22 protein-coding genes are annotated in these 21,001 nt (G+C 56.1%); 14 read left to right on the top strand and 8 right to left on the bottom strand.

Annotated elements, in window-relative coordinates; translation table 11 throughout:
* Window positions 1–24: 24 nt before the first annotated feature.
* The 6 genes from DC3_RS01820 (at window position 25) to DC3_RS01795 (ending at window position 6,820) form a co-directional block, all read left to right on the top strand.
* On the top strand, window positions 25–1,890 hold the full coding sequence (locus DC3_RS01820; protein ID WP_146881870.1) for an ABC transporter permease: 1,866 nt from the start codon (window positions 25–27) through the stop codon (window positions 1,888–1,890).
* Window positions 1,887–2,792, top strand: coding sequence for an ABC transporter permease (locus DC3_RS01815; protein ID WP_146881869.1), 906 nt, complete (start codon window positions 1,887–1,889; stop codon window positions 2,790–2,792). The genes DC3_RS01820 and DC3_RS01815 overlap by 4 nt, the downstream gene beginning before the upstream one ends.
* Entirely contained in the window at window positions 2,785–3,450 is a 666-nt protein-coding gene (deoC, locus tag DC3_RS01810; RefSeq protein ID WP_146881868.1) for a deoxyribose-phosphate aldolase, read from the top strand. The genes DC3_RS01815 and deoC overlap by 8 nt, the downstream gene beginning before the upstream one ends.
* Window position 3,451: 1 nt before the next feature.
* Window positions 3,452–4,744, top strand: a complete 1,293-nt coding sequence (locus DC3_RS01805) for a thymidine phosphorylase (protein WP_146881867.1) — start codon at window positions 3,452–3,454, stop codon at window positions 4,742–4,744.
* A 207-nt stretch (window positions 4,745–4,951) separates the two neighbouring features.
* Window positions 4,952–5,665 carry a purine-nucleoside phosphorylase gene (gene deoD / locus DC3_RS01800; RefSeq protein WP_146881866.1) on the top strand — a complete coding sequence of 238 codons (714 nt, stop codon included), beginning with the start codon at window positions 4,952–4,954 and terminating at the stop codon, window positions 5,663–5,665.
* Window positions 5,666–5,668: 3 nt separating this feature from the next.
* Window positions 5,669–6,820 carry a phosphopentomutase gene (locus DC3_RS01795; protein WP_146881865.1) on the top strand — a complete coding sequence of 384 codons (1,152 nt, stop codon included), beginning with the start codon at window positions 5,669–5,671 and terminating at the stop codon, window positions 6,818–6,820.
* A gap of 62 nt (window positions 6,821–6,882) precedes the next feature.
* On the opposite strand, the gene DC3_RS01790 is transcribed toward DC3_RS01795, so the two are convergent.
* Both DC3_RS01790 and DC3_RS01785 read right to left on the bottom strand, forming a co-directional pair.
* Complete coding sequence (locus DC3_RS01790) at window positions 6,883–7,212, bottom strand: hypothetical protein (protein WP_146881864.1); 330 nt, start codon at window positions 7,210–7,212, stop codon at window positions 6,883–6,885.
* 307 nt (window positions 7,213–7,519) lie between these two features.
* A complete protein-coding gene (locus DC3_RS01785) occupies window positions 7,520–8,383 on the bottom strand; it encodes an SDR family oxidoreductase (RefSeq protein WP_146881863.1) in 864 nt (287 codons plus the stop codon).
* 456 nt (window positions 8,384–8,839) lie between these two features.
* Here DC3_RS01785 and DC3_RS01780 point away from each other — a divergent pair, with 456 nt between their 5' ends.
* Window positions 8,840–9,334 (top strand): YciE/YciF ferroxidase family protein, encoded by a 495-nt coding sequence (locus DC3_RS01780; RefSeq protein ID WP_146881862.1) that lies wholly within the window; start codon window positions 8,840–8,842, stop codon window positions 9,332–9,334.
* 34 nt (window positions 9,335–9,368) lie between these two features.
* Window positions 9,369–9,563, top strand: coding sequence for a hypothetical protein (locus DC3_RS01775; RefSeq protein WP_146881861.1), 195 nt, complete (start codon window positions 9,369–9,371; stop codon window positions 9,561–9,563).
* A gap of 71 nt (window positions 9,564–9,634) precedes the next feature.
* On the opposite strand, the gene DC3_RS01770 is transcribed toward DC3_RS01775, so the two are convergent.
* Both DC3_RS01770 and DC3_RS01765 read right to left on the bottom strand, forming a co-directional pair.
* Complete coding sequence (locus DC3_RS01770) at window positions 9,635–10,054, bottom strand: DUF5360 family protein (protein ID WP_222594673.1); 420 nt, start codon at window positions 10,052–10,054, stop codon at window positions 9,635–9,637.
* Window positions 10,051–10,587: a TetR/AcrR family transcriptional regulator gene (locus DC3_RS01765; protein WP_146881860.1), complete on the bottom strand. Its 537-nt coding sequence runs from the start codon at window positions 10,585–10,587 to the stop codon at window positions 10,051–10,053. The genes DC3_RS01770 and DC3_RS01765 overlap by 4 nt, the downstream gene beginning before the upstream one ends.
* A gap of 175 nt (window positions 10,588–10,762) precedes the next feature.
* On the opposite strand from DC3_RS01765, the gene malZ reads away from it, so the two are divergent.
* The 3 genes from malZ (at window position 10,763) to DC3_RS01750 (ending at window position 14,857) form a co-directional block, all read left to right on the top strand.
* A complete protein-coding gene (gene malZ, locus DC3_RS01760) occupies window positions 10,763–12,523 on the top strand; it encodes a maltodextrin glucosidase (protein WP_146881859.1) in 1,761 nt (586 codons plus the stop codon).
* 63 nt (window positions 12,524–12,586) lie between these two features.
* Window positions 12,587–14,047, top strand: coding sequence for an FAD-dependent oxidoreductase (locus tag DC3_RS01755; protein WP_146881858.1), 1,461 nt, complete (start codon window positions 12,587–12,589; stop codon window positions 14,045–14,047).
* A gap of 189 nt (window positions 14,048–14,236) precedes the next feature.
* Window positions 14,237–14,857, top strand: coding sequence for a RhiA family protein (locus tag DC3_RS01750; protein WP_146881857.1), 621 nt, complete (start codon window positions 14,237–14,239; stop codon window positions 14,855–14,857).
* A 52-nt stretch (window positions 14,858–14,909) separates the two neighbouring features.
* Here DC3_RS01750 and DC3_RS01745 read toward each other — a convergent pair whose 3' ends face one another.
* The 4 genes from DC3_RS01745 to DC3_RS01730 all read right to left on the bottom strand — a co-directional run bounded on the left by DC3_RS01745 (window position 14,910) and on the right by DC3_RS01730 (window position 18,744).
* Window positions 14,910–16,640 (bottom strand): cyanophycinase, encoded by a 1,731-nt coding sequence (locus DC3_RS01745; RefSeq protein ID WP_146881856.1) that lies wholly within the window; start codon window positions 16,638–16,640, stop codon window positions 14,910–14,912.
* A gap of 330 nt (window positions 16,641–16,970) precedes the next feature.
* A complete protein-coding gene (locus DC3_RS01740) occupies window positions 16,971–17,453 on the bottom strand; it encodes a hypothetical protein (RefSeq protein ID WP_146881855.1) in 483 nt (160 codons plus the stop codon).
* 158 nt (window positions 17,454–17,611) lie between these two features.
* Window positions 17,612–18,262 (bottom strand): PAQR family membrane homeostasis protein TrhA, encoded by a 651-nt coding sequence (gene trhA / locus DC3_RS01735; protein ID WP_146881854.1) that lies wholly within the window; start codon window positions 18,260–18,262, stop codon window positions 17,612–17,614.
* Between the two features lie 248 nt (window positions 18,263–18,510).
* Entirely contained in the window at window positions 18,511–18,744 is a 234-nt protein-coding gene (locus DC3_RS01730; protein ID WP_146881853.1) for a thioredoxin family protein, read from the bottom strand.
* 101 nt (window positions 18,745–18,845) lie between these two features.
* On the opposite strand from DC3_RS01730, the gene DC3_RS01725 reads away from it, so the two are divergent.
* The 3 genes from DC3_RS01725 (at window position 18,846) to DC3_RS01715 (ending at window position 20,999) form a co-directional block, all read left to right on the top strand.
* A complete protein-coding gene (locus tag DC3_RS01725; RefSeq protein WP_146881852.1) occupies window positions 18,846–19,385 on the top strand; it encodes a MarR family winged helix-turn-helix transcriptional regulator in 540 nt (179 codons plus the stop codon).
* Between the two features lie 110 nt (window positions 19,386–19,495).
* A complete protein-coding gene (locus tag DC3_RS01720) occupies window positions 19,496–20,113 on the top strand; it encodes a MarR family winged helix-turn-helix transcriptional regulator (RefSeq protein ID WP_146881851.1) in 618 nt (205 codons plus the stop codon).
* 166 nt (window positions 20,114–20,279) lie between these two features.
* A complete protein-coding gene (locus DC3_RS01715; RefSeq protein WP_146881850.1) occupies window positions 20,280–20,999 on the top strand; it encodes a hypothetical protein in 720 nt (239 codons plus the stop codon).
* Window positions 21,000–21,001: the final 2 nt, after the last annotated feature.

Here is a 21,001-nt window from a genome sequence, read left to right as displayed (position 1 = left end):
CTTCAAAACCCCTGGAGACCGCACATGAGCCAGAGTTATCAAACCACCAAGAGCGCAACAAGCATTGCGCTGTACACCAGTCTGGTTGCCGGACTGGGACTGATGGCCCTCCCCTACCTGACCTACGCCCGGAATTTCAGTGGAGCAGGCACCCTGCAGATGCTGACCGGAAAAGTGATGGACTATTCGGGCTTTCCCCCCGAGAACCTCCCCTCGATGGACCTTGCCCTGGGTCTGGGCTGGGCTCTCTTTGCCTGCCTGCTGCTGTCTGCCTTTGCTGCCCTGCGCAAGGCCTCCTGGATGTGGATTTCAGGCGTTGCTGGCCTGCTGGTGGCTGCCCTCGCCATGATCAGCATCCATGTTTCCCTTGGGCAGGCCACCCAGGTCCTGCTGGACCAGAACATTCCCCTCAGGCGCATTCCTTTCACTTCTGGTGGAGCCAACATGGGACTGGTGCTGGGCCTTCTTGCCTCTCTGGTGACCGTGGCAACAGGCCTGAGTGGCTTCAAAGTGTGGCGTGAGCGCATGGAGAAACTGCGCTGGGCGCTTGTCCCCTCCGTGTCCTTCCTGATTGCCATTCTGGGGGGTGCACTGATCATCATTGGGATTCAGAGCGTGCCCAGTGGCCTGAGCAGCCCACTCACTTTCGGTGAAGTGGTGCTCGGGAAGTTCGACCTGATCTACTTCGTGTACTCGACCCTCTTTGCGCCCCTCACCAGCCTGCCGGATTTCCTGCAGAGCCTGGTGCTTGCCACCCCCCTGATCCTGACGGGTCTCAGTGTGGCCTTTGCTTTCCGGGCAGGTCTCTTCAACATCGGCGCACCCGGTCAGATGACCATTGGGGCCATCTGTGCCATGCTGGTCGGGGTTTACGTGCCTCTGCCTGCTGCACTGCTGCTGCCCCTGACCGTGATTGCAGGTGCACTCGGAGGGGCACTGTGGGGTGGGCTGGTCGGCTGGCTCAAGGCACGCTTCGGGTCCAGTGAAGTCATCAACACCATCATGCTGAACTATGTTGCCGCCGGGATCTTCGTGTTCATGATCGGCTCGAATGAAGTGAAGTTCTTCGGGCAGACTTTCCACCTCCCCTTCAAGGCAGAGGGTTTTGAGGCCAAGAGTGCAGAACTGCAACCTGGAGCCCACTTTCCCAGCCTGCTGTACCTGTTCGGCCTGCACAAGGTGGGAGACACCATCAGCCTGAGCTGGATTGCAGGCCTGATCGTGCTCGGGATCGTCTTCAGCCTGATCAAGAACAAAAACCGCCTTTGGATTGCGGCTCTGTCTGGAATCGCAGTCACCGCTGCCCTGTGGGTTCCCATGACCATTCAGGCCACCGATGCCCTGATCACCAGCCGTCTGAATGTCGCCTTCCTGATTGCCCTCCTGGCTGCAGCCTTCTTTGGCATCTTCCTGTGGAGAACCGCACGTGGATACGAGATCCGCGCTGTGGGCCTGTCTCCCAAAGCCGCAGAATACGGCGGAATCAACGTGGCCCGCAACACCATCCTGGCGATGGTCATTGCCGGAGCTTTCGCTGGACTGACCGCATCCCATTACGTGATGGGAGGAGCTTTGGACGAGTTCCGCCTGAAGCAATCCCTGCCTGTGAGCGTCGGATTTGACGGCATCACCATTGCCCTGCTTGGACAGAGCACCCCTGTGGGTGTGGTTGTGTCCAGCGTGCTGTTTGGGGTGCTGGACACCGGCGGCATGTACGTGGACCAGAAACTCGATGCCCTCAACCGCGACATTGTGACCGTATTGAAAGCCATCATCGTGCTGATCATCGCTGCCCAGGGCTTCCTGAGCAAGAAGATCATCAGCCCGCCTCCAGCAGCCCCTGAACCCAGAACCTCCCATCAAGAGGAACGCAAGGAAGTGACCGCATGATTTTCACGGACCTCTTCTCCCTGACCTTTCTGGCCACCCTGATTCGCGCCACCACCCCCCTCTTGCTCGCAGCCCTCGGCGGCCTCTTCAGTGAGCGTGCAGGTGTGGTCAACATCGCCCTGGAAGGCATCATCATCTTCGGTGCTCTCGCAGGTGCTGTGACCACCCAGCTGCTGGACCCAACCCTGGGCAACGCTGCACCCTGGGTGGGCTGGATTGCCGGAGCCCTCACGGGTGGTCTGATCGGCTGGATTCACGCCATTGTCTCCATCAAGTACAAGGCCGATCAGGTGATTTCAGGCACCGCCATCAACCTGCTGGCCGTCGGCGTTCCCGGCATCGTGCTGGGCTTCCTTTATGGCTCCTCCACCGAATCCAAGACCGTTGAACACGCTTTGCCCCAGTGGGGCTTCGGGGACTTCCGGTTCAGCCCACCAGTGTATTTTGCCTTCCTGATGGTTCTGCTGGCATGGTACATCATGTATAAAACCCCATATGGCCTGAGAATCCGGGCCACCGGTGAACACCCAAAAGCCGCTGCAAGCATGGGTGTGAACGTGTACCGCATCCGCTACAGTGCCGTGATCATCTCGGGCATGCTGGCCGGAACCGCCGGAGTCTTCCTCTCGATTGGCTTCCTGAACAGCTTCACCCGCAACCTCTCGGCAGGCACAGGCTTCATTGCCCTCGCTGCGCTGATTTTCGGGAAGTGGACACCGCTCGGAACCCTCGGGGCCACCTTGCTGTTCGGGTTTTTCAGTGCACTGTCGATCACGCTGGGTGGAACTGACCTGTTCCCAAGCAGTATTGTGCAGATACTTCCGTTCCTCTTCACCATCATTGCCCTGGCCCTCACCGGCAAAGGGACCGCACCGAAAGCCGTAGGTAAAGCATATGAATAATCTTGCTGAATACATTGACCACACCCTCCTGAAGGCCACAGCGACCCCGGACGACATCCGCAAACTGTGCAGTGAGGCCATGGAGCACAGCTTCAAAGCCGTCTGTGTGAATCCCAGTTACGTTGCCCTGGCCCTGGAATGCCTGTCGGAAAGCGAAGTGAAGGTCGCCACCGTGGCAGGTTTCCCCCTCGGAGCCCTGACCCCTGAGCAGAAAGCCAAGGAAGCCGCCCAGAGTGTGGAACTCGGGGCCGATGAAGTGGACATGGTCATCAACATCGGTGCAGCCAAAGCTGGAAACTGGGATCTGGTTTTGGAAGACATTCAGGCCGTGCGCGAAGCCACCCAGGACGTGATCCTCAAAGTGATCATCGAGACCTGCTATCTGACCGATGCAGAAAAAGAAAAAGCCACTGAACTGGTCTTGCAGGCCGGAGCTGATTTCGTGAAAACCAGCACCGGATTTGGCACAGGTGGAGCCACCCTGGAAGACATCCAGCTCATGGCAAGGGTCACCCAGGGCAAAATCGGCATCAAGGCCGCAGGAGGAGTGAAAACCTTCCAGGACGCACAAAGATTCATTGAGGCAGGAGCCACCCGACTGGGAACCTCCAGTGGCGTCGCCCTGGTGCAGGGCCAGACCGCAGGCGAAGGGTACTGACATGCGCATCCCCGACCTGATCCAGAAGAAACGGGATGGTGGTCAGCACACCGAAGCCGAACTGCGCACCCTGATCCTCGATTATGTGAACGGACAGGTGCCCGACTATCAGGTGGCCGCATGGCTGATGGCCGTGTTCTTCAAGGGCATGACCGCCGAGGAAACCACTTACCTGACCCTCGCCATGGCCGAAAGTGGCGACATGCTGGACCTCTCCAGCCTGTCCCACACCGTGGACAAGCACTCCACCGGAGGGGTGGGCGACAAGACCAGTCTGGTCCTGACCCCCATGCTGGCCGCCCTGGGCCTCACGGTGGCCAAGATGAGCGGGCGCGGTCTGGCCCACACCGGAGGCACCATCGACAAACTGGAAAGCATTCCAGGCTGGAGCCCCGTGCTCGCAGACGAGCCTTTCCTCAAACAGGCCAGAGAAATCGGTCTGGCGCTGGTGGGACAGAGCAAAAACCTTGCCCCTGCAGATGGCCTGCTCTACGCCCTGCGGGACGTGACCGCCACCGTGGACTGCCTGCCCCTGATCGCCAGTTCCATCATGAGCAAGAAACTTGCAGCAGGTGCAAAAACCATCGTTCTGGACGTGAAGGTGGGCAGCGGTGCCTTCATGAAGACCCTGGAAGATGGTCGCAAGCTGGCAGAGGCCATGGTCAACATCGGCAAACTGAGCGGACGCAACGTGAGGGCAGTGCTCACCGACATGGAAACCCCTCTCGGATTCATGACCGGCAACACCCTGGAAGTGCTCGAAGCCATCTCCACCCTTAAAGGCGAAGGCCCCGAAGACCTGCGTGAACTGTGCCTCGCCCTGGCGAAGGAAACATTGCTTGCAGAAGGCTTCAGTGAAGAAGAAGCAGACCGCAGACCCAGAGAAGTCCTCAAAGATGGCTCTGCCCTCGCCAAACTCCGGGCCTTTGTGGCCTCACAGGGTGGCGACCCCAGGTACATCGATGATCCCTCTCTGTTCCATGTGGCTCCAGAAACCGTGGAAGTCAAAGCAGGACAGTCTGGTTTCATTGCACACATCGAAGCCCTCAAGATCGGTCAGGCCCTGCTGGTCCTCGGCGGAGGCCGGGAAACCAAAGGGGAAGCCATCGACCACTCGGTGGGCATCGAACTGCTGCACAAAATCGGGGATGCTGTCGAAGCAGGACAGCCCATCGCCCGCATCTACCACAACCAGAAAGGCAAAGATGCTGCCTTCACACTGGTTCAGGAAGCCCTTCGCATTGATGCAGCAAAACCCGCAGAAATGCCACTGATTCTGGGGCACATTTCGTAAGGCGATGCTCGCCGCAGAAGGCAGAAGGCAGAAGGCTATGTAGCCGCTTGAAAACAGCGTGTCAACGAAATACAGGGGCAGTTTCCCTCCTCGTCCACCCAGGAGCCAGAGCCCATCTTGCTGTGAACTGTTCACTGTAAACTGTCCACTCTTTCCAACCACCCCTCCCCCATCCGCCCTCTCACCCAACCACACAAAGGAAACCCCATGAGCGTACACCTGAATGCAAAACCCGGCCAGATCGCAGAAACCGTCCTTCTCCCCGGTGACCCCCTGAGGGCAAAACACATTGCCGAGAACTTTCTGGAGAATGCCGAGCAGCACAACGATGTGCGTGGCATGCTGGGGTACACCGGAACCTACAAAGGGCACCGCATCAGCGTGCAGGGAAGCGGGATGGGCATTCCCAGCATCTCCATCTACGTGAACGAACTGATCCGCGATTATGGCTGCAAGAAGCTGATCCGGGTGGGCACCTGCGGGGCCTACCACGAGGATGTGAAGGTGCGCGATGTGATTCTCGCCCAGGCGGCCTCCACCGACAGCCAGATCAACAACATTCGCTTTGGGGGCAGGAACTTTGCACCCATCGCTGACTTTGAACTGCTGCATCAGGCCTACCTGGCTGCAAAACGTGCAGGCAAGGCTGTGCGCGTGGGGAACATCTTCTCCAGCGACACCTTCTACAACGACCACCCGGACCACTACAAGATCTGGGCTCAGTTTGGCGTGCTGGGCGTGGAAATGGAGGCTGCGGGACTTTACACCATTGCGGCAAAGTATGGGGTGCAGGCCCTGACCATCCTGACTGTGAGTGACCACCTTGTGACCGGGGAGGCCACCAGTTCCATGGAGCGCCAGACCAGTTTCAATGACATGGTGCAGATTGCCCTGGAAGCCGCCATTGCCGAGAAGGAGTGAACCATGAAAATCACAGTGATTGTGCTGGACTCTGTGGGCATGGGCGAACTTCCTGATGCTGCAAAGTTCGGGGACGTGGGTTCTCACACCATCAACCACACGCTGGAGCAGAGCAAAGTCGAGCTTCCCAACCTGGCAAAGCTGGGTCTGGGCAAGATTCCAACGGTGAATCTTGAAAGCCCTGATCAGGCCGAGGGTGGCTATGGTCGCCTAAAAGAGGTCAGTGCGGGCAAAGACACCTCCACCGGACACTGGGAATTCATGGGGGTTCAGCTGGAGCATCCTTTCAGGACCTTCAGTGATGGTTTTCCACAGGAGGTGATGGACCGTTTTGAGGAGGCCATTGGCACCAAATGGCTGTGCAACTTGCCTTACAGCGGAACCGAGGTCATCAAGGACTACGGCGAGGAGCACATCAAAACCGGTTACCCCATCGTGTACACCAGTGCCGACAGCGTATTTCAAATTGCCACCCATCTGGATGTGACTCCCATTGAGACCCTGTACGACTACTGCCAGAAGGCCCGTGACATCCTGCAGGGGGAGTACGCTGTGGCCCGCGTGATCGCCCGTCCGTTCAAAGGGGCGTTTCCTTTCGAACGTGCAGGGGAACTTCGAAAGGATTTCTCACTGACCCCGCCTCGGACGGTGCTCAATGCACTGCATGAGGCAGGCAAAGACGTGGTGGGCATCGGCAAGATCCCCGACATCTACGACCACCAGGGCTTCACCGAGGAGATCCACACCGACAACAACCTGGATGGCATTCAGAAAACCCTGAAGCGCATGCAGGAAGATTTCAACGGTCTGGTCTTCACCAACCTGGTGGATTTCGATGCCAAGTTCGGCCACCGTCGGGACCCCCAGGGGTATGGCAATGCCCTGAAGGAATTCGATGACCACCTGCCTGAAATTCTGGCCCAGGTGCCCGAGGATGGCCTGCTGGTCCTGATCAGCGATCACGGAAACGACCCCACTGCTCCCGGGACCGATCACACCCGCGAATACGGCATGCTCCTGACCTACCGCCCTGGCAAAGGTGCAGTGGATCTGGGAGAACGGGCCACTTTCAGTGATGTGGGGGCCACCGTGGCAGAGGCCCTTGGGGTGCAGTGGGAAGGCCCTGGAGAGAGCTTCTGGAGTGCCCTGAAGTAAGTTTTCCCTTCAAGTCCACAAAGTGAAACCCGGAGAGACATCTCTCCGGGTTTGTTTTGGTCTCAGAAGCAGGCCAGGGCCACTTGCATGCAGAGAAAAATTTCGTTCAGCTGATCCCGGGTTCTGGGACGCTGTTTCCACTGGTCAAGTGCTTCTGTGACGGCTTTCAGGCAATGGGCCTTGTACAGCTGAAAGCGCACAGGCAGAAAGTCATCCTCTTTGCGCCGCAGGGTGAAAGGCTCTCCCCTGCTGGCTCTGGTTCTTTTGCCGATCCGCAATGCCACCCGGTAAAGGATCTGGTAAATCTTGCTGACCTGCTGGTCCACATCGGGACGGTGCAGCAGGGAAATGACCTGTTTCAGGTCCCTCTGAACTGGATCGAACAACTCCACAACTACAGCGTAACGATTGTGTGTGACAGAAAACTGACAGTTCAGAGGAAATCCAGAGCCCTGCCATGCAGGTAGTGTGGAGCGGTCAGCCTTCAGCTTTCAGCCATCAGCAAAAGAGGACTGGATTCTTTCGCTGATGGCCAGGAGACCGAGGATGTGTGCTGGATCAGAATCTTGATCAAAGCTCAGAGGGCCAGGTGAGCCAAAATGCTCAATTTGGTCTGCAACCAGACCTTTTCCACTCTGCTGACAGCCAAATGTTCCTGGCTCTTTGCTTTGTTCCTGACCGCTGAAAGCTGAATGCTTTTTATCCGTTGATGATTTCCCCGCCGTTGGGGTGCAGCACCTGACCGGTGATGTAACTGCTGTCCTGAGAGGCCAGGAACACGAAGCAGGTGGCCACTTCGCTGGGCTGACCAGGGCGCCCCAGTGGGGTGTCTTCCCCGAATTTTTCCACCTTGTCTTCCGGGAAGGTGCTGGGGATCAGTGGGGTCCAGATGGGACCGGGAGCCACGCCATTGACGCGAATTTTTTGTTCAGCGAGCATGCCTGACAGAGATCGGGTGAAGGCCACAATCGCCCCTTTGGTGGCAGAGTAATCCACCAGTCCAGGGCTTCCACGGTAGGCGGTGACCGAGGTGGTGTTGATGATGCGTGCTCCCTCTTTCAGGTGGGGCATGGCTGCGCGGGTCAGGAAGAAATATCCGAAGATGTTGGTGCGGAAGGTTTTTTCAAGCTGCTCCGGGGTGATTTTCATGAAGTCTTCCTGGGGGGTCTGCTCGGCGGCATTGTTCACCACGATGTCCAGCTTGCCGAATTCCTCCAGGGTGCGCTGCACGGCCTGTTCACAGAACTCGGGTTTGCCCACGTCTCCGGCAATCAGGAGGCACTTCTTGCCCCATTTCTCGACCATCTTGCGGGTGTCGCGGGCGTCTTCGTTTTCTTCAAGGTAGATGATGGCGACATCTGCCCCTTCTGCTGCGAATGCCACCGCAACAGAACGGCCAATTCCAGAGTCACCCCCTGAGATGATGGCGACCTGTCCTTCAAGTTTTCCTGCGGGCTTGTAATCTTTGCTGATGACTTCCGGTCTGGGGGTCATTTCTTTTTGATATCCGGGTTTTTCCATCGGCGTGTCTTCCATGTGTTTTACCTCCAGGTTATTTTTCATTTGCCGAGAGCCGAGGGCCGAGAGCCGAGAGCAAAAACAGACCATGTGTGTTTTCTGAATGCCAACAGCTGGTGCGGATCAGCGCTACGTCTTTCTCAGGATACGCCTGATTTATGATAGAGAGTGAAGATTCAAAAGCATAATATGGTACACTTTTTCAGTATGATTTGCTACATGGTTTTAGCATGTGCAATTCAGTTTGAATTCAGTATAGAAGAGCTGTGCTTATTGGCCTCAGTTTCACTTAAGTTTTATTCTGAAATTGATCGAATTTTCGAAAAATGAATTTCAGGTGAAGCTGAAATGCCCATTCAGCAGGATATCTTTCACAGAACCATCACTGCTTTCCACTAGGATGATGGTGTTGATCACCATTGCCCGTCAATCCAGGCAGATCAATCTGGCATGCAGAAATGCGTGTGTCATTCATCCCACGATTCCTGAAGGAGGATCATCATGCACAATCTTGAGCATCTGTTTGTTGAACAATTGCAGGACATCTACGACGCCGAAACCCAACTTCTTGAAGCCCTGCCCAAAATGGCTGAGGCCGCCAAATCCCAGAAGCTGAAGACCCTGTTTCAAGACCACATCAAGAAAACCGAGAAACAGAAACAGCGCCTGGAAGCCGTTTTTAAAGAACTCGATGAAAAACCCAAGGCCAAAACCTGTCAGGCCATGAAAGGCCTGATCAAGGAAGCCGAGGAAATCCTCAAGCAAAAAGATGATGCTGAGGATTCTGTGCTGGACGCTGCCCTGATCGGTGCCGCCCAGAAAACCGAGCATTATGAAATCGCCACTTATGGCACCCTGCGCACCTGGGCCCAGCAACTGGGTTACACCAATGCTGCCATCAAACTTGAAGACAACCTCAACGAGGAATATGAAGCCGACAAGGGCCTGACCCTGGTTGCAGAGCGCGTCATCAACCCCAGAGCTGCAGACGAGTAAGACATCACATTGAATTTCATTGAAAGGAGCATTTATGCCTGATCAGGAACCCAAGAGCGAAGCCATGAAAAAACAGGAGCAGGAACAGCGGGAAATCATTCACACCTTCCATCAGGACGACAGCGGCAAATCCGCTGAAGGTGACCGTGCCGGAGAACAGGGAGCCCCTGGCAACAATCCTGGAGACAAAGGCGAAAACGGGCACACCAGCAATGTGACACCTGATTAAAAGGCAGAAAGAAGAAGGCAGAAGCAAGAAGGCAAATCAAGCCTGAGCTTCTGCCTTTTGCTTGCAGCACATCAAAGGACAGGCGTGATGGGTCTTGTCTGCAAACAGATCAGGCGCGGCAGGAACCACAGAGGGAAAAGCATCAGGTAAAGGTTGGGCAGCCACCACTCCAGCGAGAAATCCCCCCGGATGGCCCAGAATGCGATGGCATTCAGTCCGGCCACATGGGTGAGGGTCAGGCTGACCACCACCAGTGGGGTCACATCAAAACGAGAAGTCAGAAAGACAGCGAGCAGTCCCAGAAGGGAGGCCAGCACATCCAGCGGCAGAAACGACCAGTTCCAGGCGGTGAGGAAGTCACTGGAGTGCAAAGCATCTGCTGGGACAGGGGACAGCACTCCGACAGCAGTCAGCATCCAGTAGACCAGAAAACCCAGGTCGGTGATCAGCAGATGGGGTTTGATCTGTGTCAGCAACTCCGTTTTTTTCATGGTGTTTCTCCTGGTTTCTCCTGGGGACCAGAAGCCAGTTCTTCCATGCGTGCCAGCAACTGCTCTCGGTCTTGCCCCTCTGGTACGGGCAATCCCAGCACCTCGGCCAGCCAGAGGCCGTCGGTGGCCAGTCGGGCGATGTTGGCATCCACCGAGTGAAAGTGCTGTTGCCAGTTGCTGGCATGTTCCCTGATGGTCTCCATCACTGCTGGATGGGCTCCCAGTGCAGCAATCAGGCCGTGGGCCAGGCCCCGGGTTCCGTCATGGTTGCCATGTCTCACGTAGGCCACCCCATAAGGCAAATCCGACTTTTCGAGTGTGCTGCTGAAAGCCGTAAGGTGGTGCTGAATCAAATCATTGAGCAGGAGGTCTTTGCTCGGGTAGTGGTGGGTGAGGGCCCCTTTGCTGACCCCTGCCTGCCGGGCCACTTTGAGCAGGGTGAGGTGCCGGCTTCCATGACGCTGGACCAGTTCGGCAGCGGCCTGCAAGATGGCAGCTCTGGTGGTCTGGGTGCGCTGAACGTTGCTGGGCATGATGCGGCCATCTTAAAACCGTCCAGACGGTTTGTTTGTTATCAATGCACATTCATGTCCTGGTTCGCACGGATTTCTGCTCAGGCTTTGTGTGGAATCCCGCGCCCGATTTGTGCAGGCATTGGGTACAGTGAAACCAGATTCTGCTTTCACTCTGTTTTCAAAAGGAGGCACGATGCAGCTTTACCATGATGGAACACCATTTTTTCTGCAACGGGAAGGGGACATTGCCCGGGTTTTTCTGGAAGCCGAGCCTGCAATTGAGCAAGGCTGGGCTGTGGGCTACCTGCATGGAGCCTCAAGTTACACCGAACTGAAACCCTACGGAGACGGACGCTGGGTTGCAGAGATGCCCGTCACCCACCACCAGAAGTTTCATTACCGCTTCAAGGTGATTGTGAATGGGCGGGTCTGGTGGCTCAATCAGGCTGGAGTGAGTCCCAGTGCGCCCAGTGTGCTGCAGGATTTCAGTTTTTCCAGCAAGGAACCGCCAGTCTGGGTGCGAAACCGCATCTTCTACCAGATTTTTCCAGACCGCTTCAAGATCGGTGAGCCCGGCATCCGGGTCCAGAAAGGCCAGTACCGCTACACCGACAAAGAGGTGGAGACCCGCGAATGGGATGAGCTACCCAGACCCGAGACGGGTTACATGGAGTTTTACGGTGGGAACCTTGAAGGCATCCGGCAGAGCATTTCCTATTTTCAGGAGCTCGGCATCAATGCCCTGTACCTGAACCCCATCTTTGAAAGCCCTTCTGCCCACAAGTACGACACCCAGGATTACCACCGCATCGACCCGCACTTTGGCAGCAATGAGGGGTTTGCAAAGCTGGTGGATGAGCTGCATGAACAGGACATCCGGGTGATGCTCGATGGGGTCTTCAACCACACCGGAGACTGGCACCGCTGGATGAACAAAGCAGGCCGCTATGAAGAACCCGGAGCCTACCAGAGTGAGAACTTCCGGCAGTATTACAACTATTCTGGAGAGAATCCAGACGATTACCTCTCCTGGCTGGGCTTTTCCACCTTGCCCAAACTGAATTACGCCCATCATGAGGTGCGCGGACAGATCTATGCCAATCCCGATTCGGTGATCCGTTTCTGGCTGAAAGCACCGTACAACATTGATGCATGGCGTCTGGATGTGGCGTCCATGATTGGCTCAGAAGGCACCGACAAAGACAACAAGCAGATCCTTGCTGAGCTGTGGGAAGCGGCCAGAGAGACAAAACCAGACACCTACATCCTCGGAGAACAGTTTGGAGATGCCACATTGTGGGTGCAAGGCGGGGTGGAAGACGCCACCATGAATTACTTCGCGTTCATGAGCCCCACCTGGTCTTTCCTGGCGGATCAGGACCACAAGGGCCACCCCACAAAGCTGGATGCCAGGGAATATGCAGAGGCCCTGACCCGACCTCTCAGCCACCTGCCTTTCAACCATCAACTGGCCGCATTCAACCTGTTGGACTCCCACGATGTGAAACGCTTTGCCACCGTCTGCCCGGATCTGGCGAAACGCAAACTCGGGGTGGCTTTGCTATTCGGGTTCATCGGGGTGCCGTGCATCTATTACGGAGATGAAATTGGTCTGGAAGGGGCCGATGACCCCGACAACCGCCGCACCATGCCCTGGGATGACAGGGCACGGTGGGATTCAGAGATTTACCAGTGGTACAGAACCTGGATTCAGTTGCGGCACCAGGAAGTTGCGCTCAGAGAAGGCAGTTTCCGCATCTTGCACGCCGAAGGGGACCACCTGGTTTTTGAGCGACGCTATGGAAATGAACGGGTCCTGATCCTGATGACCCGTGGGACGCCCCTGCAGCATGACCTTTCAGGAAGCTGGACGGACCTGATCAGCAAGGAAAGCCTTGAAGGCCCGGTGCGCATTTCCTCCACTGGAGTCCGAATTCTCAAGCAAACAGTCTGAGCTTGCAATCGAACTGTAAAGGTTCTGACCGCAAGCTGAACGCACAACTGCGAAGGTGTAAGCATGCCAACTTACTCACACTGGATGATGGACCTGCCGGAATATCCGGCTCTGGACAGAGACCTGATTGCCGATGCTGTGGTCATCGGAGGGGGCATTGCGGGCCTCAGCACAGCGTATCAACTGGCCCTGAGTGGCCTGAAAGTGGTGGTGCTGGAACGGGACAAGATCGGATCTGGAGAGACCCCTCGCAGCAGTGCGCAGGTGACCTCCTCGCTGGACTTCTTTTACAAGGAACTGGTGTCCATTCACGGGCGCGACACCACGAAACTGATCTACCAGAGCCACAGTGCAGCCATCGATGAAATTGAACGCATCACACGGGCCGAGAACATCGATTGTGGTTTCATCCGCCTGCCTGGATATCTGGTCCCTGCTCCTGGAGACGAGGACAACATTCAGGAGGAAGCCTCTGTGCACAGAGGACTGGGATTTGACACGACACTGTCTGACACCCCTGCCTATGCCACGGGCTTTGGACAGAGCATCCGGTACAACAACCAGGGCCAGATCCACCCCCTGAAGTACATCATCGGTCTGGCAAGGGCCATTGAGAACCGTGGAGGGGCCATTTTCTGTTCCAGTCCGGTGATGTCCTACACCGGAGACCATGTGGTCACTGAGCAGGGGCACACCGTTCATGCCAGACATGTGGTTGTCGCCAGCAACGCCCCTGTGGGTGAACGGGGCAAATACTCTTTCAGGTATTCTCCCTACCGCACCTACATCATGACCATGAAGCTCACCGGGCAGATTGAACCTGCCCTGTTCTACGACACCTCCGACCCGTATTTCTATGTGCGGCCAGATGGGGATGTGCTCCTGATTGGCGGTGCAGACCACCGGGTGGGTGAGCCGGAATACCCCGAGCAACGCTGGCAGGACATTGAGGACTGGACCAGAGCCCACTTCCCGGTCAGTGAACGCGTTGACACATGGTCTGGTCAGGTGTTCAATTCCGCAGATGGGATTGGCTTTCTGGGCAAGGCAGGGGATGTGTATGTGATCACCGGAGACACCGGAAACGGCCTGACCAACGCCACCATCGGGTCCATGATCATCCGGGATCAGGTGCTCGGTGTGGAAAACCCCTGGGCAGAGGTGTACAGCCCCAACCGCATGCCCAGAGGCAATTACACGGAGTGGGTCAGTGAGGCAGGGCGCAGCATCATGCACCTCTTTGACTGGTTCAGAAGCGCAGAGATGGTGCAGAACCTGCAACCCGGCCAGGGCAACATTGTGCGCAAGGGCATGAGCAAATATGCCGTTTACCGGGATGAGCACGGCGAACTGCACGCTTGCAGTGCCATGTGCACCCACATGGGCTGTGAGGTCTCCTGGAACTCTGCCGAGGAAACCTGGGATTGCCCGTGTCACGGCTCCCGCTTCACCCGCGATGGTGAGGTGCTGACCGGACCTGCCAGAGCACCTCTGGCGAAAATCAAAGAACCGCAGCTGGAATAAAGACCGCTGAACCCCTCCCCGGACCATTGATCCGGGGTCTTTTATTGGTGCTGAACTTCCTGTCTATAAGGACTTTACCTGTACTGGACATCTGGGCAAACGCCTAACATGGAAGAACATCAAGCGTCTCTATGACATCACCTGACGGGTCATTTCCGTCTGAAACCGTTGATGTGGAGGGGAAGAAACATGAATTACCAGTTGCGCATTGTCAACAACAGCCAGCAGGCCGGAAGCTTTGTGATTTTCCAGCAGCAACCCAACACGCAATCCCTGGCCTGGCTGACAAAGTACGCCTATCCTCAGACCAATGTCACGTTCAACTGGACCCTGGATTACGATTTTGTGTGGTCAGAGACAGGAGTGCTAACCCCTGGTGTGGCGGTGGAGGTTGGTCAGATCACCGCTGCGACCCCTGAACAGAACCAGATCACCCTGTCTTATGACCTGCAGAACCATGCTTTTTTCTTCCAGAACCAGACCCAGGCAGGTGAGCCTGGAGCCTTCAATGTTCTGGCAGACAGCAGTGTTCCTGCAGGCGCGGCATCCGTGGGAATTGGCATGTCTGGTGCAGCCACTTTCCTGGTGCAGGCCGGACCCAACATGCACTACACCTTCACCCCCCATCCGGATTACTGGCTGGTGTTCAGCAACACCATGCAGCAGGGAGAGGTCATTGTCACCGAAAGCCTGAGCCCACTGCAGATCAACTTCCCTCCCAACGTGAATTCCATGACCGTGACCCTGAACCCGGACCAGTCCTGGACGGTCACCCCGAACTTCATGCTGGAAGCTGTTGAAGAAGCCTGAATTTTCAGAAGAAGGGCCAGAGGTTAAACCTCTGGCCCTTTTTGATGTTCGGTCAGAACTGAAAGCCCACCAGACGGTAAAGGCTGTAGGCAGCCTCTTCCCTGCTCACGGTACCCTTGGGATCGAAGCGACCATTTTTATCCATCATCAGGCCTGCAGCAAGCACGGCAGCCACTGCTTTCTGTTGCCCTTCAGCGATTTTGCTGGCATCACTGACGGACAGGTCTGCTTCTTTCAAGCCCATCTGCTGGTACAGGTCGTAGGCCTCGAACAGGGCCTGCGCGAAATCTGCGCGGCTGACGGGGACATCAGGCATGAATTCCGTGCCCTGAGGGGCCATGAATTTGAAGCTGATGGCCGACTGAATATCAGCCCAGGAAGCATTGTCCTTTGCCACATCGGTCAGGTCCACAGGTTTGTCCGGTGTGGCAAGGGTCAGGTAGGTGAGGGCACCTGCCAGTTCACCACGGGTCAGTTTCAGTCTGGGATTGAATTTGCCATTCTGGTCTGGTGGGAGGATGCCCCGGAAGGCAACTGCACTGACTTCGGTCGGGTACTGCGTGCGGTTCAGGTCTGCTGGACCTTCGGGTGCCATTCGGTTGCCCGTGATGGGTTCAAGGTCCATGCGAACATGCTTGAAGGCGTAGCCATCCACTCCGGCCACACTGCCATAGAAACCCTGGGTTTCGGGTGTTTTGCTGAACGTCACTTCATATCCGTAACTGTAATTGCCGTTGTAGCGCAGAAAGAGGCCCTTTGCCTGTGTTGCGGTGTTGTCCACCAGTCCGTAGGTGATCAGTTGCGTGATGGCGTTGGGCTGGCTCAGGTCCGTCACCAGACGGTTGCCGTTGCCGTATTCGTCGCCCGGAGCAATCAGGGATTTTGCTGCATTGATGGTGACCGTTTTGGTGGCTGGATCATAACTGTCCCCAGTCTGCAGGTAGGTCAGGTCGATGTTGTTGATGGTGACGCCCAGAGCAGCGTCTTTCAGGGTGGCTTTGCTGGCGTCCATGAGGGTGACGCCACTGAAACCAAGCACGTTGATTTTGCCGTCTGGACCCACCAGCATGGCGGTGTTCTCCTCGATGCCGTAACCGTAAGGTGTTTTTGTTTCGATCAGGTAGCGGGCCATGCGGGCATGTCTGCCGTCATAGGTGTTGAAATGCTGGTCCACAATGCCAGCCGTGAAAAAGCCCAGTCCTCTGGAGATGTTGACCCCGCGCATGTCCAGTCTGGGAGCGATTCCATAATCCAGTGTGTCCATGGGAATCCCAAAAGAAGAAGGCATCAGGGCACTCTGGATGCTGGCTCCTGCACTGGTCCCTCCAATGACCCCATCCCGATTCAGGTAGAGCTTTTTCACAGCGCTCAGGGCTGGACTGTCGGTCCCGTCTTTGTTGATCAGGGCTTTTGCAATGCGGGCCTGGTCTCCCCCGACAAACCACACGCCAGTTGCAGCGTCAATCTGGCCCACAAGGTCCGGGTTTTTGTTCTGGGTCTCAAAATTCCTGGTGGTGAGGTCCAGAACAACCACGTTCTCTGGCTTCAGACCCCGGGCTTCAAGGTCTGCCTTGAAGCGTTTGCTGGAACTCAGGCTGCTGGAGGCGGTGGGGAAAATGACGATTTTTGCCTGGTCTTTGCCGCCTGCTTTTTCGATGAAGGTGTTGTAGATGGGGGCGTTGTCGTTCCTGAGGCCTCCACCCACAATCAACAGGTTTCCGGTGGCGTAAGCGGGTTGCAGGGCAAGCAGCAAAAGGGTGATGGCATAACGGTGTCTGATCATCGTTTCCTCCAGGTGATGGGTTGTGACTGTGTTTCATCCAAATTAGTCTGGATGTATTCATATGACTATGCAATTGTATAGACAGAACTTGAAGGGATTTCAGACCAGGCTTTCGAAAAAACCCACTTGTCAGAAAGGAAAATCGATGTCTTGTCACAGAAGGATCAGAACAGAAGGAGAGACCCTTCTGAGGGTTTACAGTTTCAGGCTGTCATGGCCAGCAGACAGAAGATCAACTTCCCTGTCCCTGCAACCTCAGTCAAAGTGGGTTTCACGGAAGTCAGATCTGGTGATCCACGAAAAAGCCACCCTTGCGGATGGCTGATGCTTTTACTCTTTTTCCACCTGGTTCTCGGGCGAGGTGTCATCCCGGTGCCGGTCATCGGTGAAGGTGTCCGGAGCAGTGTCATCGTTGCGGAAATAGGGGCTGGGACGGCGCTCAAACTCATCCCCTGCCACAGCAGGATCATCCGATTTTTCCCAGTGGTAGTCGTCTTTGCCGTCATCGAGGTCGTAAAGGGTGTCCACCTGGTCTCCAGGCTCGGATTCACTGTCCACAATGGAGTTGATGGCGTTGGCCGTGATGCTCTCTTCAGATTCGGTGATGTCTGAAACATCGTTGGCCTCATCGTGTTTCTCCATGCCTCCATGGTCAATGGAACCATCTTCCTGCTCTTGCTGGGCCTGCAAGGTCGGGTCCACTTCATCGCCAGTGACGATGAAATGTTCAGCCACTTTGGGGTCCATGCGGTCTTCCCAGTTGGAATCATTGTTTTGATCATTGCCCTGATCATTCTGTCGATCATCAGCCATAAAAGCCTCCTTGCCCTTCATCCTTGCGGAAAAAGGAGGCTTCATCAGCAAAGAAAGCTACAGTGGATGCAGGTTCAGGAGCCCATGTTGCGTTTTCAGGCCTGTGCAGGGCCAAAAAAAATCTCTTCCAGGGAAGAGATCAGGGTAAACATTGGGGCTCAGGCGGTCTGTGACCCTGTGAGGTAGAACATGGCTGTGGCATGGCTTGCCGTTCCTGCCAGCACGAACAGGTGCCAGATCTCGTGGTAACCAAACACCCCTGGAATCGGGTTGAAGCGCTTCGTGCCGTACACCACTGCGCCCAGAGAGTAAAACAGTCCTCCCAGAGCAATCCAGATCACCGGAGGCCAGGAATAGGCCTGAAACAGGTGGGGAACCAGCAGGACACTTCCCCATCCCATGACCAGATACAGTCCGGTGGAAAGCCAGCGGTTCAGGTTCAGGGTGATGAGTTTGAGGATGACTCCGGCGACAGCAACACTCCAGACGGCAATCAGGGTCCACTTTGCCCACTCTGGAGGCAGGGCAAAGTAAGCCACCGGGGTGTAAGAACCTGCAATCAGAATGAAGATGGCGCTGTGGTCCAGTTTGGTGAGCCATTGCAGCACCAGGTCTCTGGCTTTGACGGAATGCAGGGTGGCACTGGCGAGGTAGAGCAGGATCATGCTGATCCCATACACCAGAAACGGCCACCAGTGAACGCCACCTCTGAAAGCAAATATGCACAGCAGAATGGTGAGGACCACTGCCATGCCGGCCCCAAACCAGTGGGTCAGGGCATTGATGGGTTCACGGAAAATTCGAATCATGTTTCAGTATAAGTCTGGACTCGGTGTAAAACGTGTGAGGTTGATCAGGGGCAGTCAGCAAGTGGCCGGGCCGTCAGCACAGCACAGATGCTTTTGAATGCTTCAGCAATGAGATCTTGATCTGCACTTGATATAGAGATATATAGCAAAAATCAGGACCGCAGGGTCCGGAAGCTGGAGACTTCCGGACCGGGTCCATGTCTTCACCTGAACTCAGGACCTGCAGTGCAGATCAAAGTGCATTTCAATCAGCGAAGGTCATTCAAACTTGCGCCAAAGTTGATGTGAAATGGCAGACCATCGAGCACCAGGGCAGGAACAGATTTCACTCCGGCCTGCTCGGCTTCCACCAGACGGTTTTTCTGCTCGCCAAGGTGAACCACTTCGACCTGGTATTTCTGGGGGTCAAGGGCGGTGACGAATTGTTGCTCGGCTTCAACGCAGACGGGGCATCCGGCATGGTAAAAAACAGTTTTGGTCATGGTCTTCTCCTTCAGGTTTAATTTGTATCGAGTCGATACCATTTCAAGGTAAATGCAAGCTGGGGAATTGTCAAGATGGTTTGGACCCGATACTGTAAGGCATGTCATCGATCCCGATCTACATGGAACGCCTGGGTGTGCTGATGCGACACCACAGCAGGGCCCACCCCTCGGGACTGCATCCGGTGCACTTTGAGGTGTTGCACTACCTGAGTGCCTGTAACCGCTTCAGCAACACGCCGCAGGCCATCATCGAGTATCTGGGCATCACCAAGGGCACCCTTTCCCAGAGCCTGAAACTGCTGGAGCAAAAAGGATACCTGAGCCGTTCCATGGACCTGAAAGACCGGAGGATCGTGCATTTTGACTTGACCGGGGCAGGAGAGGCAATTCTGGCAGAGCATCTGCAGGAAACCCGTCAGCTTCTGGAGCACCTTGCCCCCCCAGAGCAGGCTTCGGTGGAAAAAGCCCTGGAATTGCTGCTGGGCAAGATGATTGAGCAGCAGGGAGGCAAGCCATTCGGGGTGTGCCGCACCTGCAAGTACCACCGCAGCGATGAGAGCAGCTGGTGCTCTTTGCTTCAGCTTCCACTGGAGCATCCTGCCCCGGACAAAATCTGCCGTGAGCACGTGGCCCCTTGACAGATCCCCCCTCCTTGAACTAATACTTAGGAGTCCTAAGAGGAGAGGACCTGAAGCATCAAGTGCTGTATTTGCAACCACGCCCAATCCCGTCAAAATGAAGAAGCAAGATGCCAGAAGAACCGATCGACCCCACGCTGCAATCCAAAGTCATCACCGGTCTGGTCAAACTCAGCCAGGTCCTGAAATCCCAGGCCTGGAAGGGAGCCACGCCCCAGAAACTCACCCCCACCCAGGGGAACATCCTGAGGCAACTGAAAGCTGAACCCCAGGGACTGACCCTGTCCCAGCTGGCCCTTCAGCAGGGCATCACCCTGGCCACCACCAGCGATGCGGTCACCATGCTGGTCAAAAAACAGCTGGTGAAAAAGATCCGTCATCCCCTGGATGGCCGCCAGCTGCAGCTGACCCTCACCCCACTGGGGGAGCAGGAAGCCGAAAAAACCTCAGAGTGGACAGGTTTCCTGATGGAAGCGGTGGGAACCCTGGAACCTGCCGAGCAGGCCATCTTGCTGCAAACGCTTCTGAAACTCATTCAGGTGCTGCAGCAGCAGGGACAGATTGCCCCGGTGCAAATGTGTTTCACCTGCGCTTTCTTCCAGCCCAATGTGTATGACGATCCCCAGAGTGCCCACCACTGTCATTTTCTGGGTGGCCCACTCCAGCTTGCCCAGTTGCAGATCGATTGCGCGGACCACCGGGCCATTGAGCTTCCCGTGCTCCGCTGAGGTCCCAGACAACTGAAATCCTGATCGGCTCTTCGGGGCTTTGCTTTTGACATCTCCATGACTTCAGGCCATGCGGGACAGCCCTCCCGTGTGCCCACAACCCTGCCATTCTGCCAACGGTCACGCTGCCGGGGGATGGATTTTCGCACCTCAAAGGAGAACCACCATGAAAAAAATGCTTTCTGTTGCCGCCCTGCTTGCCCTGTCTCTCGCCCAGGCCCACCCCATCACCTCTGCTGCCAGCAACGCAAAAGACGTCAATTTTGATCTGGTGAACACCCGTGTGACCAACAGCGGCACCCAGCTGGTCTTCCAGATCGATGTCAGCGACAGAGCAGGCCGCCTGAAGCCCACCAGAGCTGGAAAACTGGCTGGCAGCAGCGTTTACAGCTACGTCTGGCCCACCACCCTGAACTCCTCGACTGTGGGTTTTGAAGCCGATCAGGGGGTACTTGCCCTGGCGGTCACCAGCCACCCTGACTTTGACGACACCCCTCTCTTTGATGAAGACGGAGACAGCAAGGTGGACAACGATGGCGGCCTGTGGCACAGCCACTGGGTGGTGCTGGTGCCAGATGATGCCTGCGGCAAGGGCAACCTGAAAGTCAAAGACATCCCCGAGGGGGCCAAACCCAGATTGCCTGCCACCTGGCCCGGTCTCCCCATCCTGATCGACAGCCCTGGTTATGAGCCCGTGATTTCCAGCAAGACCGTCACCGTGAAAGTTCCCCTCAAGGAACTGGGGTTCAAGACCGACTTCCAGTTTGATGGGGTGACTGCGGGTCTGCGTGTGAATGAAAGCGTTCACAATCCACTCCTCTGTGTGGTTGATGTGTTCGATGTGGCTTCGGGCAACCTGAGCCTGCCTGGAAAGATTGGCAAGTGATC

The sequence above is a fragment of the Deinococcus cellulosilyticus NBRC 106333 = KACC 11606 genome, assembly GCF_007990775.1.
GTDB classification, from domain to species: Bacteria; Deinococcota; Deinococci; order Deinococcales; family Deinococcaceae; genus Deinococcus_C; species Deinococcus_C cellulosilyticus.
This window is presented reverse-complemented; position numbering and strand designations above follow the sequence as displayed.

Excerpts from the sequence above, each read along its gene's own strand:
- DC3_RS01815 (WP_146881869.1), top strand. The coding sequence starts at position 1,887 with ATGATTTTCACGGACCTCTTCTCCCTGACCTTTCTGGCCACCCTGATT.
- deoC (WP_146881868.1), top strand. The coding sequence starts at position 2,785 with ATGAATAATCTTGCTGAATACATTGACCACACCCTCCTGAAGGCCACA.
- DC3_RS01770 (WP_222594673.1), bottom strand. The coding sequence starts at position 10,054 with ATGAAAAAAACGGAGTTGCTGACACAGATCAAACCCCATCTGCTGATC.
- DC3_RS01795 (WP_146881865.1), top strand. The coding sequence starts at position 5,669 with ATGAAAATCACAGTGATTGTGCTGGACTCTGTGGGCATGGGCGAACTT.
- DC3_RS01730 (WP_146881853.1), bottom strand. The coding sequence starts at position 18,744 with ATGACCAAAACTGTTTTTTACCATGCCGGATGCCCCGTCTGCGTTGAA.
- DC3_RS01805 (WP_146881867.1), top strand. The coding sequence starts at position 3,452 with ATGCGCATCCCCGACCTGATCCAGAAGAAACGGGATGGTGGTCAGCAC.
- DC3_RS01750 (WP_146881857.1), top strand. The coding sequence starts at position 14,237 with ATGAATTACCAGTTGCGCATTGTCAACAACAGCCAGCAGGCCGGAAGC.
- DC3_RS01775 (WP_146881861.1), top strand. The coding sequence starts at position 9,369 with ATGCCTGATCAGGAACCCAAGAGCGAAGCCATGAAAAAACAGGAGCAG.
- DC3_RS01740 (WP_146881855.1), bottom strand. The coding sequence starts at position 17,453 with ATGGCTGATGATCGACAGAATGATCAGGGCAATGATCAAAACAATGAT.
- DC3_RS01820 (WP_146881870.1), top strand. The coding sequence starts at position 25 with ATGAGCCAGAGTTATCAAACCACCAAGAGCGCAACAAGCATTGCGCTG.
- DC3_RS01785 (WP_146881863.1), bottom strand. The coding sequence starts at position 8,383 with ATGAAAAATAACCTGGAGGTAAAACACATGGAAGACACGCCGATGGAA.
- trhA (WP_146881854.1), bottom strand. The coding sequence starts at position 18,262 with ATGATTCGAATTTTCCGTGAACCCATCAATGCCCTGACCCACTGGTTT.
- malZ (WP_146881859.1), top strand. The coding sequence starts at position 10,763 with ATGCAGCTTTACCATGATGGAACACCATTTTTTCTGCAACGGGAAGGG.
- DC3_RS01715 (WP_146881850.1), top strand. The coding sequence starts at position 20,280 with ATGAAAAAAATGCTTTCTGTTGCCGCCCTGCTTGCCCTGTCTCTCGCC.
- DC3_RS01755 (WP_146881858.1), top strand. The coding sequence starts at position 12,587 with ATGCCAACTTACTCACACTGGATGATGGACCTGCCGGAATATCCGGCT.
- deoD (WP_146881866.1), top strand. The coding sequence starts at position 4,952 with ATGAGCGTACACCTGAATGCAAAACCCGGCCAGATCGCAGAAACCGTC.
- DC3_RS01725 (WP_146881852.1), top strand. The coding sequence starts at position 18,846 with ATGTCATCGATCCCGATCTACATGGAACGCCTGGGTGTGCTGATGCGA.
- DC3_RS01720 (WP_146881851.1), top strand. The coding sequence starts at position 19,496 with ATGCCAGAAGAACCGATCGACCCCACGCTGCAATCCAAAGTCATCACC.
- DC3_RS01780 (WP_146881862.1), top strand. The coding sequence starts at position 8,840 with ATGCACAATCTTGAGCATCTGTTTGTTGAACAATTGCAGGACATCTAC.
- DC3_RS01745 (WP_146881856.1), bottom strand. The coding sequence starts at position 16,640 with ATGATCAGACACCGTTATGCCATCACCCTTTTGCTGCTTGCCCTGCAA.
- DC3_RS01765 (WP_146881860.1), bottom strand. The coding sequence starts at position 10,587 with ATGCCCAGCAACGTTCAGCGCACCCAGACCACCAGAGCTGCCATCTTG.